The 16,275-nt window shown below is 42.9% G+C and carries 14 protein-coding genes and 1 tRNA gene; 14 read left to right on the forward strand and 1 reads right to left on the reverse strand.

What is annotated here, in order from left to right; all coding sequences use genetic code 11:
- Positions 1–131: 131 nt before the first annotated feature.
- The 6 genes from FEK29_RS03900 (at position 132) to FEK29_RS03925 (ending at position 4,197) form a co-directional block, all read left to right on the forward strand.
- Positions 132–1,478: a site-specific integrase gene (locus FEK29_RS03900; RefSeq protein WP_138257066.1), complete on the forward strand. Its 1,347-nt coding sequence runs from the start codon at positions 132–134 to the stop codon at positions 1,476–1,478.
- Between the two features lie 24 nt (positions 1,479–1,502).
- Positions 1,503–2,246 carry a hypothetical protein gene (locus tag FEK29_RS03905; RefSeq protein ID WP_138257067.1) on the forward strand — a complete coding sequence of 248 codons (744 nt, stop codon included), beginning with the start codon at positions 1,503–1,505 and terminating at the stop codon, positions 2,244–2,246.
- Between the two features lie 77 nt (positions 2,247–2,323).
- Positions 2,324–2,605 carry a helix-turn-helix domain-containing protein gene (locus tag FEK29_RS03910; protein WP_138257068.1) on the forward strand — a complete coding sequence of 94 codons (282 nt, stop codon included), beginning with the start codon at positions 2,324–2,326 and terminating at the stop codon, positions 2,603–2,605.
- Between the two features lie 102 nt (positions 2,606–2,707).
- A complete protein-coding gene (locus FEK29_RS03915; protein ID WP_138257069.1) occupies positions 2,708–3,145 on the forward strand; it encodes a hypothetical protein in 438 nt (145 codons plus the stop codon).
- An 11-nt stretch (positions 3,146–3,156) separates the two neighbouring features.
- Positions 3,157–3,741, forward strand: a complete 585-nt coding sequence (locus tag FEK29_RS03920; protein WP_138257070.1) for a helix-turn-helix domain-containing protein — start codon at positions 3,157–3,159, stop codon at positions 3,739–3,741.
- A 153-nt stretch (positions 3,742–3,894) separates the two neighbouring features.
- On the forward strand, positions 3,895–4,197 hold the full coding sequence (locus FEK29_RS03925; RefSeq protein WP_138257071.1) for a hypothetical protein: 303 nt from the start codon (positions 3,895–3,897) through the stop codon (positions 4,195–4,197).
- A 777-nt stretch (positions 4,198–4,974) separates the two neighbouring features.
- On the opposite strand, the gene FEK29_RS03930 is transcribed toward FEK29_RS03925, so the two are convergent.
- Positions 4,975–5,047: transfer RNA gene (locus tag FEK29_RS03930), tRNA-Phe, on the reverse strand.
- 374 nt (positions 5,048–5,421) lie between these two features.
- Between FEK29_RS03930 and FEK29_RS03935 the strand changes: the two genes are divergently transcribed.
- The 8 genes from FEK29_RS03935 to FEK29_RS03970 all read left to right on the forward strand — a co-directional run bounded on the left by FEK29_RS03935 (position 5,422) and on the right by FEK29_RS03970 (position 16,265).
- Positions 5,422–7,062 carry a TldD/PmbA family protein gene (locus FEK29_RS03935; protein ID WP_138257072.1) on the forward strand — a complete coding sequence of 547 codons (1,641 nt, stop codon included), beginning with the start codon at positions 5,422–5,424 and terminating at the stop codon, positions 7,060–7,062.
- Positions 7,063–7,088: 26 nt separating this feature from the next.
- The gene (locus FEK29_RS03940; RefSeq protein ID WP_138257073.1) at positions 7,089–8,405 is read left to right on the forward strand and encodes a TldD/PmbA family protein; all 1,317 of its coding nucleotides are present in this window, start codon (positions 7,089–7,091) and stop codon (positions 8,403–8,405) included.
- A 97-nt stretch (positions 8,406–8,502) separates the two neighbouring features.
- Positions 8,503–9,123, forward strand: coding sequence for a DUF4159 domain-containing protein (locus FEK29_RS03945; RefSeq protein WP_138257074.1), 621 nt, complete (start codon positions 8,503–8,505; stop codon positions 9,121–9,123).
- A gap of 16 nt (positions 9,124–9,139) precedes the next feature.
- Positions 9,140–10,144, forward strand: a complete 1,005-nt coding sequence (locus FEK29_RS03950) for an AAA family ATPase (RefSeq protein ID WP_138257075.1) — start codon at positions 9,140–9,142, stop codon at positions 10,142–10,144.
- 7 nt (positions 10,145–10,151) lie between these two features.
- On the forward strand, positions 10,152–11,048 hold the full coding sequence (locus FEK29_RS03955) for a DUF58 domain-containing protein (protein WP_138257076.1): 897 nt from the start codon (positions 10,152–10,154) through the stop codon (positions 11,046–11,048).
- A 9-nt stretch (positions 11,049–11,057) separates the two neighbouring features.
- On the forward strand, positions 11,058–12,332 hold the full coding sequence (locus FEK29_RS03960) for a BatA domain-containing protein (RefSeq protein WP_161595307.1): 1,275 nt from the start codon (positions 11,058–11,060) through the stop codon (positions 12,330–12,332).
- Positions 12,329–14,542: an NfeD family protein gene (locus FEK29_RS03965; RefSeq protein ID WP_138257078.1), complete on the forward strand. Its 2,214-nt coding sequence runs from the start codon at positions 12,329–12,331 to the stop codon at positions 14,540–14,542. The genes FEK29_RS03960 and FEK29_RS03965 overlap by 4 nt, the downstream gene beginning before the upstream one ends.
- Complete coding sequence (locus FEK29_RS03970; protein ID WP_138257079.1) at positions 14,532–16,265, forward strand: hypothetical protein; 1,734 nt, start codon at positions 14,532–14,534, stop codon at positions 16,263–16,265. The genes FEK29_RS03965 and FEK29_RS03970 overlap by 11 nt, the downstream gene beginning before the upstream one ends.
- Positions 16,266–16,275 lie beyond the last annotated feature (10 nt).

Raw genomic sequence — 16,275 nt, forward strand, 5'->3', positions numbered from 1 at the left:
AAGGCCATTTTTATAAAAATTTATCATTAGTTGAGGTTAGTAATAATTCGTACAAATTAGGAAAATGTGGTATACGAATGTGGTATACGAATTGCTTTAATGTTTATATTTGAGTGTTCAAAACTTTTAATATGGCCACATTATCCTACTACATCAATGAGAAAGACCCGAATCGGGAATATACAATCAATTTTATCCTGAAAAACGGTCGTAAAAAGCAGCTTTCTAAATCAACTGGTTTCAAAATCCTGGGCAAACATTGGAACGGCAAAAAACAGGCCCCGATTGCAGAATCAAAGACCGGGGAAAAGAACTACTATATTCTTAGGCGCAAATTGCCACAACTCAAAAATAAACTGCTAGAATCAGTTAGAAACGCCAATTACAAGGGAATTGAAATCGATGCCGAATGGTTGGAAAAGGAATTGAATATCTTTTTTGGACGTACCACGGCCGAAATCGATTTTATTTACCTCACGGACTACGCAAATCATTTTATCGACGGTATGCCGTACAGGATTCAAAAAAATGGCAATACGGGCGTTTCAGAGGCCACTATCAAACAATATCGGACAACCCTTAACAAAATACTGGCATTTGAAAAAATCAAGTCCAAACGTTTTAAAATTGATGAGGTCAATTTAAAATTTCATAATGATTTTATACAATTCTTGAACCGTGGACAAAATTTGAACCTCAACACTATAGGCAAATACATTAAATGCCTAAAAACCATTTTGAAGGGTGCCAAACAATACGGGTTAAGGATTCACCCGGACGGGGAAAAGGATGAATTTAGAAGCACAAACCAAAAGACCTACTTTGTAACGCTTAACGAAACGGAGATTGATACAATTTTTAATCTTGACCTATCCGGTACCCCGTATTTGGATAACGCCCGTAATTGGTTGATTATTGGAGTTTGGACAGGGGCAAGGGTTAGCGACCTTTTAAATTTCACCTCGGCCAATATAAACAACGGATTTTTGGAGTACACCGCCCAAAAGACCAAACAAAAAATCATGTTGCCCGTTCATTGGCAAGTTGAGAGTATCATTGAGCGCAATGATGGAAAATTGCCCCATAAAATATCAAATCAACGGTATAATGATTGGATTAAAGAGGTCTGCAGATTGGCCGGTATTGATGAACTGCAAAAGGGGGCCATATTCTTGAACAAGAAAAAAGGGAAATCCAAAAAGGAGAAAACACCTCAACGCAAAGTCCTGGGCAACTATCCAAAATGGCAAATGGTAAGCACCCACACCGCTCGGCGTAGTTTTGCAACTAATCACTATGGCAAGTTACCCACGCCCGTAATCATGTCTGCCACGGGCCACACTACAGAAAAAATGCTATTGGCCTATATTGGTAAGACCGCCAAAGATAATGCCATGGTACTACAGGAATTTTGGCAAAAGGAAACCAAGAAAAAGGCCAAAGAAGCACAATTGCAAGTCGTACAAGCTGCAAAATAATTTCGTTCGTTCAAAACTTAGATTATGGATTTTAAGGACTGGAAAATGCAAAACCAAGACCCTTTGAAGTATTGGTTATCGAAACTTACCAATAATCAAAAGGCGTTAATTGTTGAGGTAAAAAATCGGTTTAATTGGCAAATTGATGGGTTTTCCCAAATAAAAAGGGATGAGCTCCAAATAAAAATCGATATGCATATTTCTAACAGAGCAAAAATTGAACTTCTAGAGAGGTATCACGCCGAAATTATTAACCAAACCGATTTTTTAGAAATTTACAGAGATATACTCGACAAAGAAACTTATGCCATAAATGATGACAAATTTAATGCCTTTGTAATGAGTTTTGAGGTTGTCGGTCTATCGTCTCCCTATGTGAATGATTTGGCCGAAATAAAGGCAATGGAATATCTTAAAAACGTTGCAACCTTAAACATTTTGGAATTTATTAGAAACGGTATAATTGAAAATGAAATTAGTGGTAATTCCAGATTTAAAGAAATTCCGGAATGGCAAAAGGTTTTGGCAAAATTGGCAAATCGATTTCATTATGATGCTCCTACCGTAAAGTTTACAATACTTTTTCACTTTATGAAAAGGAACAAAGTACTACCAGAAAAATTTAAACAACGTCCGTACATGGATTACGTTAGAGGAACATACCTCAACAATAACGGATATACAAAAATGGACTTTCCAGAGCATGAATACAGGGAAAAAGTAAAACCATATGAATCTGAATTGATGAGTTTATTAGAAGCTCCATAAAATTAGAGTTTAAAGGAGTTTTTATAGAGTTTTTCATGCGGGAATTTTGGCAATGAATCTAAAAATCATTGTCAATCATGGGAAACATTACACAAGTCCACAACACTACTACAGAGCAATTAACAGCTTCATTTGCATCCATTTTGGATGAACGAATCGAAGATTTAAAAAAGAACTTCACACCCAGGGAACCTGAGGAATATTTGACTGCGAAAGAGTTAGAAGATGTTTTAAAAATTAGTTCCGTCACCCGGTGGGAATGGGGCAAAAAGGGCATTTTAAACCCTAAGAAGATAGCGAATAGGGTCTACTACCTACGTAGCGAAATCAAAGAACTATTGTTAAAATCCAATTCTTAGGCCATGGGAACAATAGTTAAGGACTTTCTTTTTACTCGATATGTTTACGATTGTAAATACTACTCACACAAAGACCGCAATACATTTTCAAACCCGGCCAAAATGAAAATTGGAGATTTTGACCGCTTCACATTGAAAAATACAATTCATCCTTTTGGTATTCGACCTAATGTCGAAAACCGTTTAACGGTGGGCATTGTGCTAGAACCTTTTAAGGATTGCAATACACAAACTAGGGGGGCAATATTGTATCTTCAAACAGAACCTTATGCAAGGGATGAAACCGGACTTTTCCCAACTAGATTTAGAAATGCCTATTATGGTGATTTATACGAAAAGCACCCTGACGGTACCAAAAGTAAAGACCTCCTACTTTTCCAATTTATCGAGCAAACAAAGGAATTAATAATTGATGCTTTCTACGGATATTATCCAAGGTCTAGAAAGGAATTAACACAATTGATAGACGGCCACAACTGGCACAAAAAAAACGCCCCGGAGAGCGTTTCTAAAGTCGTTCAAAACTTTGATGGCCATTAAGAAATAACCGTATGCAAGGTACAAAAAAAGATGTTGGTTTATGGATTTCACCCTCAGTATATCGTTTAAATATCAATGATGGCCTAAAGATGTTATTGGCAACAATAGTTTGGTATGATAATGATGAAAGGGGGTGTTTTGCAAAAGATGAACACTTGGCGGAATTAATGGGCAAATCAATAAACACAATTCAAGATAGGTTGAGGGAATTAGAAAACTTGGAACTGATTGAACGTACCATTTTAAACGGAAAAAGGCGTATCAAGTCCACAATACCGAAAAACCAATATAGGACTACCGAAAAATCGGTATCTGATATACCGAAAAACCAGTATCATAATAAAGAATCTAATAAAGAAATAATAAAAAGAGAGAGCGTTCCCGCTTTTGATTTTTTAAAATTGAATTATCCAAATAGATTTAATGGGTGGTTAAAGAAGTATCAAAACGCAATACCTCAGTATCAAAAATTTATTGCAGACTATAATTGTTTGGTTGAAATAAAAGAGATGCCACGCAATCCTGAAATTTTATTCAACTTTCTTTGTTCTTTGGCCAATGGGTATATTAATAATTCGCACAAATTCAATTCATAATGCTAGGGGTATATGGGGTCAAATCACTAGCGTTTTCAGTACCTCAACATCGCCCCTTAGTAAAGATTTTACTCGGGGAGAATTTTTAGAGGGGGGGGTATGTAATTGATTTAGTTATATTTAGAGTAAGTAGAACCATAATTTATAAAAAAGATGAATCCATTAAGAAAACACCAAAATGAAGACAAAAAGGAAATGAGCAGTTTTGATGACAAAATGTACCCACTTGTACAAAGCTTATTCTTTACTGCAGATTTAGAGACATTCAAAAAAGATATAATGGAGGGCCATATATGTAACCTTCGCCAAACTGTAGAAACTTTTGATTGTAACGGGTCCGAAATTAGCAACCTCGCATCGTTAAACTGGGCTCTAATCAATTTTTTAGAAAAAGTCCATGGCCTGTACCAAGAATCAAGGAAAATGGCGAAAATGGAACCTATTGCATTTAGGTAGGGTTCATCATTAAGATAAACGGGTATAGATAGGGGTTCATCATTATGGTGAACCTTTTTTATTGGCCGACATTATGTCGAACGGTGGACGGTAATAAGGTGTTCACTACGCCCCTCTATGCTCGTTTTTACAAGTCTGTAAAAATCTTCGCTTCCATACTGCTACGTTCACCCGCAACTTTCTTTAAATGCCTATGGCAATTAAACCGTTGCTTCATGGGGCTTCGCCGCTTGTGCTTCGGCCTACTTCACTAAATGTCTTTGTCATTGTAATTGATGCCTTAAAACACTTGCCTTTAATTGGCAAAAGTTTATCCAGGCATTCAGAAAGCACCAAAACGGTGCTATCTTACAATTACACCGCCAAAGATTTAGCTTGTGGCACGTTCACGGCAATGCGTAGCTTGCCATTGTGCCCGTGTCGGCCTCAACGCTTCGCCTAGGCTACGCCTTTATTTTGCGTTGCACGCAGCTTGATTTTGAAAAACTAACGCCCAAGCGTTGCTTGGTTGTTTCATTCCACCAAATGCCGGAAACAAGTACCGTCATTTGTCGGAACGTAGGGGAAAACACGCTTTTACCCAAATCTTACCGAAACTAATACTATGAAGTGCTATAAAAGCGGGAGTTTTAAGGGGCTATTTTACATAATTGTATTATGAATACCTGAATAGAGTAGCATAATGCCCAATTATGTAAATATAGCTTTGACGGAAAATGTGGTATACGAATGTGGTATACGAATAACAAAAAACCCCTTAAAAAAGGGGTTTTGTTGTGGTACCTCCAGGAATCGAACCAGGGACACACGGATTTTCAGTCCGTTGCTCTACCAACTGAGCTAAGGTACCTTTTCGCCCCCATAGCTATGGGGAATGCGGCTGCAAATATAATTTCTAATTTTACATATACCAACTAAAAAACAAAAAAAGCACCCTTTTGTTCTGCGCTTCTTGTTCAATACCACTATTTGCAATGTTTTCATAGGGCACAATAGTAACCTCGGAAAACGACATCCATGGTTTCAGGGTTTCTATTTGGTGCCTTTAAAAAATGTGAATATCATAAAATCTTCTTAATAAAATCCAAATACCCAAGGATGTTACAAGTATAATTCCCTATTTTAGGAGCTACTCCTAAAAATAGGGTCAAAATGGGCAAACCATTAAAATATGGGCCTAGGGGATACTGACTAAGTAAAAAATTAACTCGAACAGACGAAACAATGAAACGAAGAAATTTTGTACAATTGTCCGGCATGGGCGCGGCCTCTTTATTGGTGCCCGCCAGTATGATGGGCAATGTGATTGAAACAGAAGCCCTCCTGGAACCGGGTATGGACGTCGTCCTAAAAAAGAAAATGGCCGATGTGGCCCTGAATACCGCCAAATCCTTGGGTGCTACCTATACCGATGCCCGCATAGGTCGGTACTTGAATCAATACGTATTTACAAGGGAGGACAAGGTGCAGAACGTGGTGAACACGGAATCTTTTGGAATTGGCATAAGAGTAATTGCCAACGGGACTTGGGGCTTTGCCTCCACCAATAATGTTACTGAAGACGGTATAAAAAAGGCGACCCAACAGGCGGTTGCCATTGCCAAGGCCAACTCCAAAATCCAGAAGGAGCCCGTTAAGCTGGCTCCGGTACAGGCGCATGGAGAGGTTTCTTGGAAGACCCCTTTGACCAAGGATTTTAAGGAAGTACCCGTTTCTGAAAAAGTAGACCTCTTATTGAGTGCCAATGCCGCCGCCATGGAAAACGGGGCCAACTTTGTGAATTCGGCCTTGTTCATGGTCAACGAACAAAAATATTTTGCCTCTACGGATGGTTCTTATATAGATCAGGATGTACATAGGATTTGGCCCACTTTTAGCGTAACGGCCGTAGATCGGGCGGCGGGCAAGTTCAAGACCCGCCAGGCGATGAGTGCGCCCATGGGAATGGGCTACGAATATATGGACGGACTTGCTTCGGAAAAGTTGGAAGGTCCTGCCGGAATCACCCTCTACCGAAAGAGTTATGATATTGTGGAAGATGCCATCCAAGCGGCCAACCAGGCCAAGGAAATGCTTGCGGCAAAATCCGTGGATCCCGGTAAATACGACTTGGTGCTAGAGCCCAACCATTTGGGGCTCACCATTCATGAGTCGGTTGGCCACCCATTGGAACTGGACCGTGTATTGGGCTATGAGGCCAATTATGCAGGTACCAGTTTTGCTACCTTGGACAAATGGAAATCGGGCGATTTCAATTACGGAAGCAAGATCGTAAACTTGGTGGCGGACAAGACCCAGGTAGGTAGTCTAGGTGCTGTTGGGTATGACGACGAAGGCGTGAAGACCAAAAAATGGGATTTGGTCCGTAACGGTACCCTGGTGAACTATCAGGCCATTCGTGATCAAGTGAACATCATTGACCAAAATGAGTCCCACGGATGTTGCTATGCCCAAAGCTGGAACGATGTCCAATTTCAGCGCATGCCAAACGTATCCTTGGAACCGGGAACCGAAAAGTATTCCATTAAGGATATGATCAAGGATGTGGAAAAAGGAATCTATATTGCCGGACGCGGTTCGTATTCCATTGATCAGCAACGGTACAACTTCCAGTTTGGAGGAACCGTGTTCTATGAAATCAAAAACGGGGAAATTGTAGGTATGCTGAACGATGTGGCCTACCAATCCAATACCCAGGAATTTTGGAATTCCTGTGCTAAGATTTGTGATGAGGGGGATTACCGCATGTTCGGGTCCTTCTTTGATGGAAAGGGGCAGCCGTCCCAAGTGAGCGCCGTATCCCACGGTAGTTCTACCACCAGATTCAATGATATCAATGTAATTAACACGGGTCGTACCATTTAAAGGTTACGCAATACAAATTTTTAGAAATGGCAATATATACAGAAGAAGAGGCCAGAAAAATTATGGAAAAGGCATTAAGCTTTTCCACGGCCGATACATGTGAAATAAATTTAAGTGGCGAGGAGAGCGGTAACATACGGTACGCCCGGAATACAGTTTCTACGGCAGGCCACAGGTCCAACCAGTCCTTGGTGGTACAATCCAGTTTTGGGAAGAAATCCGGTACTGCCACCATTGACGAGTTTGATGATGCCTCCTTGGAAAAGGTGGTGAAAAGAGCAGAGGAACTGGCCAAGCTTTCACCGGAGAATCCAGAATTTGTGGAGCCTTTGGAACAGCAAAGCTATGACCGGGCCGTTAATTTTGTGGAAGCGACCGCGAACATAACGCCAGAGTACAGAGCATCCGTAGCCAATGACAGTATCGAGCCCGCGGCCGCAAAGGATGTTACCGCAGCTGGGTTTTTGGACGACTCCTATGGCTTTAGTGCAATGATGAATTCCAAGGGCCTTTTCGCATACAATAAATCCTCCAACGTAGATTTTACGGTGACCATGCGAACCAATGACGGTACAGGTTCCGGTTGGGTGTCCAGGGATTTCAACGATATAAGAAAATTCAACGCATCCGAGGCCTCCAAGGTAGCTATTGACAAGGCGGTCATGTCCAAAGAGGCAAAGGCCATAGAGCCCGGAAAATATACGGTTATTTTAGAACCTGCCGCAGCTGAAAATCTAATTGGAAATATGGCCTATTCGTTTAACGCCCGTACAGCAGATGAAGGCAGGAGTTTTATGTCCAAGGAAGGTGGTGGTACCAAAATGGGGGAAAAAATCGTGGACGAAAGGGTCAACCTTTGGTCAGATCCCTTACATCCGGACGTTCCCACTAGTACATGGAGCGGTGACGGTCAGGCTTTGAAGAAAACGGTCTGGATTGAAAACGGGGTGGTCAAAAATTTGGCCTATGATCGTTTCTGGGCGCAGGAACAAGGTGTGGAGCCTGTGCCATTTCCCAACAATATTATCATGGGAGGCGGTGATGCCTCCTTGGAGGACTTGATAAAGGGAACCAAGAAAGGGATTTTGGTGACCCGTTTGTGGTACATCCGTACGGTAGATCCCCAGACTTTATTGTATACCGGTCTTACTAGGGACGGAACCTTTTATATCGAAAACGGACAGATAAAACATCCAGTGAAGAACTTCCGCTTTAATGAGAGTCCGGTCATTATGCTGAACAACCTGGAAGCTTTGGGACAACAGGTCCGCATCAACGGCAACTTGATTCCCTACATGAAAATCAGGGACTTTACCTTTACGAGCTTGTCTGATGCCGTATAGGTCTTGAAATTTTAAAAACTGGTTGCGATACGCTTTATCATTGCAACCAGTTTTTCTTTTCACTGTAATTTAAAATTTAAAAAACTTTTGAATACCGTTGAGCAACGAGTTTTTCTTTACCCGATTACAATATGAGTCCGGCGATTGGGACGTGGACCAACGTATGCCTTCCAATCTGCTCAACTCCTTGGTAGAGTATACCACCCTCCAGGTGAATACGGTGGAAAACATTGTTCCCTTGGCCAGTGACGATATTTTTAAATGTCCGTTTTGTTACCTATCCGGACATAAATTGGTACAATTCTCCAAAAAGGAAGGGGAAAACTTTAAAAAATATGTGGATAACGGCGGATTCGTTTTCGTGGACGATTGTAACCACGATATCGACGGACTTTTTGCAAAATCCTTCGAACGGCAAATGGGGGAGTTGTTCGGGAACGAAGCCTTGGTGAAATTGCCCAATGATCATGAACTCTACACGATATTTTTCGATTTTGAGGATGGACCGCCCACCACCTCTCAGGAATTGAACGGATGGGGCGACGACTTGGTACATGAATACCTAAAGGCGATCGAAATCAAAGGAAGGATCGGGGTATTGTACAGTAACAAGGACTATGGTTGTGAATGGGATTATGATTTTAGAAACAAACGGTGGTATAAAAATGATAATACAAGATTTGGCGTAAATATCGTCATGTACGCATTAACATCTTAAGCAGAATTTAGAATACATGGACAAACAATTAGTGGCCGCGGAGCAGGATATAAAACAATTGACGGATAAATTACCCTTACTAAAAAAAGAAATCGGAAAAGTCATTGTGGGCCAGGAAGAAACCATTGAGCACATGCTCATTACTTTTCTCGCAGGCGGCCATGCCCTTTTGGAAGGGGTGCCCGGACTCGCCAAGACCTTGCTGATCAAGACCATTTCACAAGCGATAGACCTCAAGTTCAATAGGATTCAATTTACGCCGGATTTGATGCCCTCGGATATTGTGGGAACCGAAATTTTAGAGGAGGACCATAGCACGGGCAAAAAATTCTTCAAGTTCAATAAGGGACCCATTTTTGCCAACATCGTTTTGGCCGATGAAATCAACAGAACACCACCAAAGACCCAGGCCGCCTTGTTGGAGGCCATGCAGGAATTTGAGGTCACCTATTCTGGGAAGACCTATGAAATGGACCGACCCTTTTTCATTTTGGCCACCCAGAACCCTATTGAACAATCGGGTACGTTTCCCCTTCCTGAGGCGCAGCAGGACCGTTTCCTTTTTTATATCAAAATTGGGTATCCAACCGCATCCGAAGAGGAAACCATTTTAAGGAATACGACCGGGACCCACAGACCCAAGGTGGAAAAAATCATCAGTGGACCGGAAATCATCCGTTTGCAGGAACTAGTACGCGAGGTATATGTCAGCGATGACCTAATTGGCTATGTAAGCGATTTGGTACGGGCCACCCGCCCGGAAACCTCCAATTCCGACTTTGTAAAACAATGGGTAGGTTGGGGAGCGGGACCCCGGGCAGGGCAGGCCATGATTTTGACCGCCAAGGCGAGGGCCTTGCAGGAAGGTCGTTTTTCGGTCACTCTGGAAGACCTAAAACATGTCGCCTTCCCCGTATTGAGGCACCGGGTCATCGTGAACTTTAGGGCAGAGGCCGAAGGAATCGATTCGGACGCCGTTACCAAGGAATTATTGGAAAAAAGTAAGTTGAACGTAAAATAACTGCCCTTTGAAAACGGACTACAAGGAACTTTTTCAACCGCAGATCATCAACAGTGTATCTGGCTTGGCACTCATTGCACGTGCGATCGTGGACGGATTTTTATCCGGGTCGCACCAGAGTAGGCGGGTAGGCCCTGGCCAGGAATTTAGCCAGTACAGGGGCTATCAACCCGGGGATGATATGCGGCTGTTGGATTGGAAAATGTTGGCCCGTTCCGGAAGGTATTACATCAAGGAATCGGACATTGATACCCAGGTAAACGTAAAGTTCATTGTAGATAGCAGTGCCTCCATGCTACACGAGGAAGCTGGGCTACAGAAAATCGATTTTGTAAAGGTATTGGTGGCTTCCTTGGCCTATCTGTCACACAACCAAGGGGATATGGTGGGACTGTATGCACTTAATAGTTCCGGATTGCGAAGTGTATATCCTGCAGCACATAATAAGCATTATAATCGCATTTTGCATGAACTGATCGGAATCAAAGTGGGTGGGGAGTGGCCCAAAAATCTGAACGATCTGGAAAAGATACACCAGCGTACCCAGAAGGAACTATTGTTCGTCATTACCGATATGCACGAAGCGGGTACCGAACTTACCCGTTGGATCCAAAATCTAAAAACCTCTAGAAATGAGGTGGTCGTCTTGCATGTTTTGGGAGAAAATGAATTGGAGTTCAATTATTCAGGAGCCCTGGTATTTGAAGACCTGGAAACGGGAAAAAAGGTGAAGGTGGAGGCAAAAAATGCCAGAAAGGAATATCTGAAATTGATGGAAACGAATCTGGAGGAACTAAAGAATGACTTCCTTTCCAAGAACATCAGCTATGAACTGTTCCGTCTTCATAATACGATGGAAGAGGCCTTGCAATTATTTTTAAAAAAACGGATGGCGTTGAGATAAATGACATTTTTGCAACCTACATATCTTTGGGCCCTTTTTTCCTTGACCGTTCCCTTGCTCATCCACTTGTTGAACAAGGGGGATGTAAAAACGGTGAAGGTAGGAAGTGTGAAATTCCTAAAGGAATCCGACACCAAACAGTCCCGAAAAATCAGGTTGCACGAAGTGTTCCTGTTGTTCCTCAGGATGCTTTTATTAGGCCTTATTATTCTGTATTTGGCAGAACCACGGTGGAAGACCAAAGTACAAAAGGCTGCCCTGACCTATCTTATAGAGCCTTCCTTGGCGTCCAATGAGGCTTTCATAGCCTTTGCGGATTCCCTTCCCCAAAACGATATGCGATGGTTTGCCACTGGTTTTCCCGATTTGGAAGCTGAGGTTGACCGTGGTACCGTACCTACCTATTGGCAGCTTGCGCAACGGTTACCTGAAATACTTTCGGATAGTATCGTGGTCTTTACAAAGGGTCTAATTCAAGGAATAAAAGGCCGGAGACCTGCGGTGGACCCAAATGTGCATTGGATTATTGTTGAAAATGAATCGGATGTTGTTGAGCCGGTTGGTGCAAAAATTATCGGGGATTCTATAATGCTATTCAAAGCAAAGAGTTCTTCCCAAATAACCGATTTACAGGTAAAGGTGCTCCCCAAAAATGATGCAAGCGTTGTCTCGCTAACTTCGGATAACCTGGTATGGAACGCATCGGGGAAAACGTCCAGAACCCCTATTTTACAGAACGATACCCTGCACGTGACCGTAGCATTCGATGAAAGTTATGAAAGGGAAATGCGGTATGTTACATCGGCCTTAAAAGCCATAAGCACGTATGGGATGCAAAAAATCAATATAAAGACGATGGACGCCGATACCGAATTTAAAGAAGGAAAACCGTTGGATGTATTGGTCTGGTTAAAGGATGGCAACGTCCCCGATATCAGTAAGATTACCCTTGCGATGGTACCCGATTCTTTGGCCAATTCCCTCATAGAACCTGCCGAGTCCAAAAATCTTTTTCATTTGACCGAACGATTGAATATAGAAAATGCCATCACGAAAAACCTCACAAATTCTCTGGTAAAATTGCTGTTGTTCAACCGCACCATGGAAGATAATTTGATAAAAAAAGACCAACGTGTATTGCCCGAGACGGAATTTATCCCAAATGTAGCCACCTCAAAATCTAAACTGAAGGTCAGTACCTTGGATATTTCTCCATGGATCTGGCTGGCCGTTTTTTTAGTGCTCGTGGCAGAGCGAATACTCTCAAAAACAAGAAAGCAATGAAGGAGGCGCAGGATATTTTACATGGGGCTTTGCTCAAATGGCGCTTGTTGAAAAGTGCGGAGCCATTGCTGGTAGCGTTGGCTCTTGGGGGGAGCGCTTATTTACTTTTTTCCTCTTTTTGGGTGGCAGTAATGGTCTTTTTGATTTCGTTGTTAGTCGGTCTATGGTTTGTTAGACCTTGGAAGTTTACCATGGCCCAAATCTGTTTCCAGGTAGACGAAACCATACCTCCCATGGAACACAGTACGGGCCTGATTCTGGAAAATGAAAACCAATTGCCGCTGCTTTCCAAAATCCAACGGGCAAGGGCCAGTGAAAGCCTTAAGAACCATCAAAGTGACATACGAATCGAACATGCCCTAGTACCTACTGCCGGTGTTTCCCTGTTTGTTGTTTTGTTAGCGTGGTTGATACATGCATCGGGAGTTTTTCAGTTGGACCGCACTACTGAAAATATTCCGGAGGCCGATGTGGTGACCTTTCAGGCACTGGATACAACGAATCTCGAAATCCTTCCTCCAAAAATAAGCAGACAGGAAATCCGCATCAGCTACCCAAAGTACACCCAAAAACCCGATGCATACACCACCCAAATGAACCTGCGGGTCCTGGAAGGTTCCCATATATCCTGGAACATTGCCTTTGACCAATCGGTCAACGGGGTCCAATTGCAAATGGGTGCAGATTCGCTCCAGATGGACGGTACCAAAGATTCCTTTTCAAAATCGCTGGTGGCTGATTATGCCAATTTTTATGCCATCAAATTTGAGGATTCCTTGGGCAATTCCTACGTGTCCGATTTGTTCGCCTTGGAGACCTATAAGGATGAACCGCCCATTATTGAAATGGAAGGTTTGTCGCAGTTCAGCTCTTTTGACTTTGAAGACCCCCAAAAACTGACGTTCACCACCCAATTAAAGGATGATTTTGGGCTTGCCGATGTCGCCATTATAGCCACGGTAAGCAAGGGAAGCGGGGAGTCCGTCAAATTTAGGGAGGAACGCTTGGGCTTCGATACAGAACTGAGTCCGGGAACAAAACGTCAGGATTTTAGCAAGACCCTTAATTTAAGGGAGCTGAAGATGGAACCGGGAGATGAACTCTATTTTTATGTAGAGGCTATTGATAACAAACAGCCCAGACCCAATATTTCAAGAACGGAAACTTACTTTTCCGTCATAAAGGATACCGTAACCAATCAATTTGCGGTGGAAGGAACGTTGGGTGCCGACCTAATGCCGGATTATTTTAGGAGCCAACGCCAATTGATCATCGATACGGAAAAGTTGATTGCGGAGACACCGGTCATAGAAACCAAGGAGTTCAACTTTAGGAGCAACGAGCTGGGCTTTGACCAAAAGGCACTGCGCATTAAATACGGTGAATTTATGGGCGACGAAAGCGAGGGCGGCCCGGTAGTCGTTACCGAAGTTGAAGCTGCAGCGGAAGATCCGTTGGCGGAATATACCCATGACCATGATGGTTCCAATGAGCACAATTTGGTGGCCGATGAGCACGAAGACCACCACCACGAAGAAGATGGTAATGTAGGGGAGGCCGAAAATCCGCTGGAGGCGTATGTCCATAATCATGAAGATCCGGAAGCCTCCACGCTCTTCGCCCAATCCCTAAAAAGTAAATTGAAGCAGGCCATGGCGGAGATGTGGGATGCCGAATTGTATTTGCGACTTTTTCAACCGGAAAAATCCTTGCCCTACCAGTACAAGGCCCTAAAATTGATTCAGGATATTAAGAACAGTGCACGGATTTATGTACACAGAATCGGGTTTGATCCCCCGCCCATCAAAGAGGACAAGCGTTTGACGGGCGACCTGAAGGAGATTGGGAACTATTCCAAGAAGGAAACCTTGGAGAAGGAAGACGATTACGAAAACATGCGAAGGGCGGTGGCACGTTTAGAAATTTTGTTGGATGCCGATTTAAAAATCACCAAAGCCGATCGAGACCTGTTCCATCAAGCGGGCAACGAACTGGCGCGGAAGGCCATTGAGGAACCGGGAAAATATCTGGAAACCCTGCAGACCGTCAAATGGTTATCGGAATCGGAAAACATAGACTCGCAGCAAATAAAAAACGCGTTACAAGGCTTATATCGGGCTTTGCCCAAAAAGCAATTGCTGCCCAATTCCAGTGGGCGTTATCAAAACGAGCTGAACCATCTGTTTATAGAATCCTTGAATGTTGAGTAACCTTGCTTTTGAAAATAAAAATTGGATGTTGGCCGTTGTGCTGACCGGACTCCTGTTGTTCGCCGTTTTCATTTGGAAGGCCTGGACCGGAACGGCGGATAGGCGATTCTATCTACAGACATTCCTTGGGTTCTTTGCCATTCTTTGTTTGGCCTTGTTGGTTCTGAAACCAACGTACCTACAAAAGGTCAGGAAGGAGGCCGTTCTTTTGACCAATGGATACCAAGCGGAAACCTTGGACAGTCTAAAAAAAAGCAACGGAAGGATTTCCGTTCTGGAGTATGCACCAGGAATGGACCTTTCTTCCACATTGGATTCCATTGAAAGTTTGCTGATTGTGGGACATGGAGTCCGGGATTACGATCTTTGGCAGTTTAAGCAAAGTTCCGTCTCATTTATTCCGGAAGCTATTTCCGAGGGAATCGTACAGTTGAAATATAACCAAAAGGCCATTTTGGGAGCAGACCTAGTGGTAGAGGGAATTTATAATAACCCAGTCAATCAAAGCAAATTGGTACTTCAAGGGCCCGGTGGAAGCCCATTGGATTCGATTGTTTTTTCCCATAATCAAGAACATCAATTTAGATTAAGGACCAACCTAAAGGCACCCGGAAAGTTCCTATTTTTCGTACAGAGCAAGGATGGTTCCGGTACTGTTTCTAAGACAGAACCGTTACCGGTAATTGTGGACGCGAAAACGCCTTTGACAGTTTTAATGGTCAATGAATTCCCCTCTTTTGAAACCAAGTATTTGAAGAATTTTTTAGCCGAAGAGGGGCATCGGGTCATCGTAAAGACGAAACTGACCAAACAGAAGTACAAGTATGAATATTTCAATACGGAAAGGCAACCTGTGTATTCCTTGAATTCTGAAAACCTATCGGCTTTGGATCTGATTGTTTTTGACGATGTTTCATTAAACATGCTTTCCAATTCGGAAAGGACCGTTCTGACCGAAGCGATACAGCAGTACGGACTCGGAGTTTTTGTGCAACAAACGGGAAATCGGTTTCAAGTCGAAAACAAACTGGGAGCATTTGAAGTGCAGCCCGATACTGAAAACACCCTTAACGTAGCGGTTGGGGCAGAACCATTGATGGAAAAATATCCGATACGCTTCCCGGCCACAGGACTGACGGAAATGGCCATCGGAAATTACGGATATTCCAAACGATTGGGCCAAGGGATTATCGGGACCACTTCTTTGAAGAATACGTATGAATTGCTGCTGGACGGTAAGCAGGCAGAATACAGGGAAATTTGGACATCCTTGATCAACGGACTTCGGAAGCAAACCCAGAATACGGGCGCATTTCGGTCGGAATCCAACTGGGCATTTATTGACGAACCTTACGATTTTTCGTTTTTTACATCGGAAGAAATCCCGGTAGTGACCTTAGAAAATCAGTATCGGGTTCCATTATTAAAAAACACTGTGGTTCATGATGAATGGCAAGGAAGGGTCTATCCTAAGGAAAAGGGTTGGCATGAATTGGCATCGGAACTGGATAGTGAGGCGTCCCAAAATTTTTATGTTATGGAGGCGGGAAACTGGAATTCCTTGACCGCCCAAAATACCCTAAAACGGAACAAGGGATTCTTTGATTCTACGGTTACGGACCAAAAGGAAAAATTCCTGCCCCACAGCATTCCTACCATTTGGTTTTTTATGGGTTTTCTTTTGATCATGGGATTTTTATGGCTCCTGCCAAAGATAAAATAGGTTACAATTG

Origin of the sequence: Maribacter aurantiacus (assembly GCF_005780245.1) — a bacterium.
GTDB lineage: Bacteria > Bacteroidota > Bacteroidia > Flavobacteriales > Flavobacteriaceae > Maribacter > Maribacter flavus.

Coding starts and splice junctions, on each gene's coding strand:
- FEK29_RS03900 (WP_138257066.1), top strand. CDS start 132: ATGGCCACATTATCCTACTACATCAATGAGAAAGACCCGAATCGGGAA.
- FEK29_RS03905 (WP_138257067.1), top strand. CDS start 1,503: ATGGATTTTAAGGACTGGAAAATGCAAAACCAAGACCCTTTGAAGTAT.
- FEK29_RS03910 (WP_138257068.1), top strand. CDS start 2,324: ATGGGAAACATTACACAAGTCCACAACACTACTACAGAGCAATTAACA.
- FEK29_RS03915 (WP_138257069.1), top strand. CDS start 2,708: ATGAAAATTGGAGATTTTGACCGCTTCACATTGAAAAATACAATTCAT.
- FEK29_RS03920 (WP_138257070.1), top strand. CDS start 3,157: ATGCAAGGTACAAAAAAAGATGTTGGTTTATGGATTTCACCCTCAGTA.
- FEK29_RS03925 (WP_138257071.1), top strand. CDS start 3,895: ATGAATCCATTAAGAAAACACCAAAATGAAGACAAAAAGGAAATGAGC.
- FEK29_RS03935 (WP_138257072.1), top strand. CDS start 5,422: ATGAAACGAAGAAATTTTGTACAATTGTCCGGCATGGGCGCGGCCTCT.
- FEK29_RS03940 (WP_138257073.1), top strand. CDS start 7,089: ATGGCAATATATACAGAAGAAGAGGCCAGAAAAATTATGGAAAAGGCA.
- FEK29_RS03950 (WP_138257075.1), top strand. CDS start 9,140: ATGGACAAACAATTAGTGGCCGCGGAGCAGGATATAAAACAATTGACG.
- FEK29_RS03965 (WP_138257078.1), top strand. CDS start 12,329: ATGAAGGAGGCGCAGGATATTTTACATGGGGCTTTGCTCAAATGGCGC.
- FEK29_RS03970 (WP_138257079.1), top strand. CDS start 14,532: ATGTTGAGTAACCTTGCTTTTGAAAATAAAAATTGGATGTTGGCCGTT.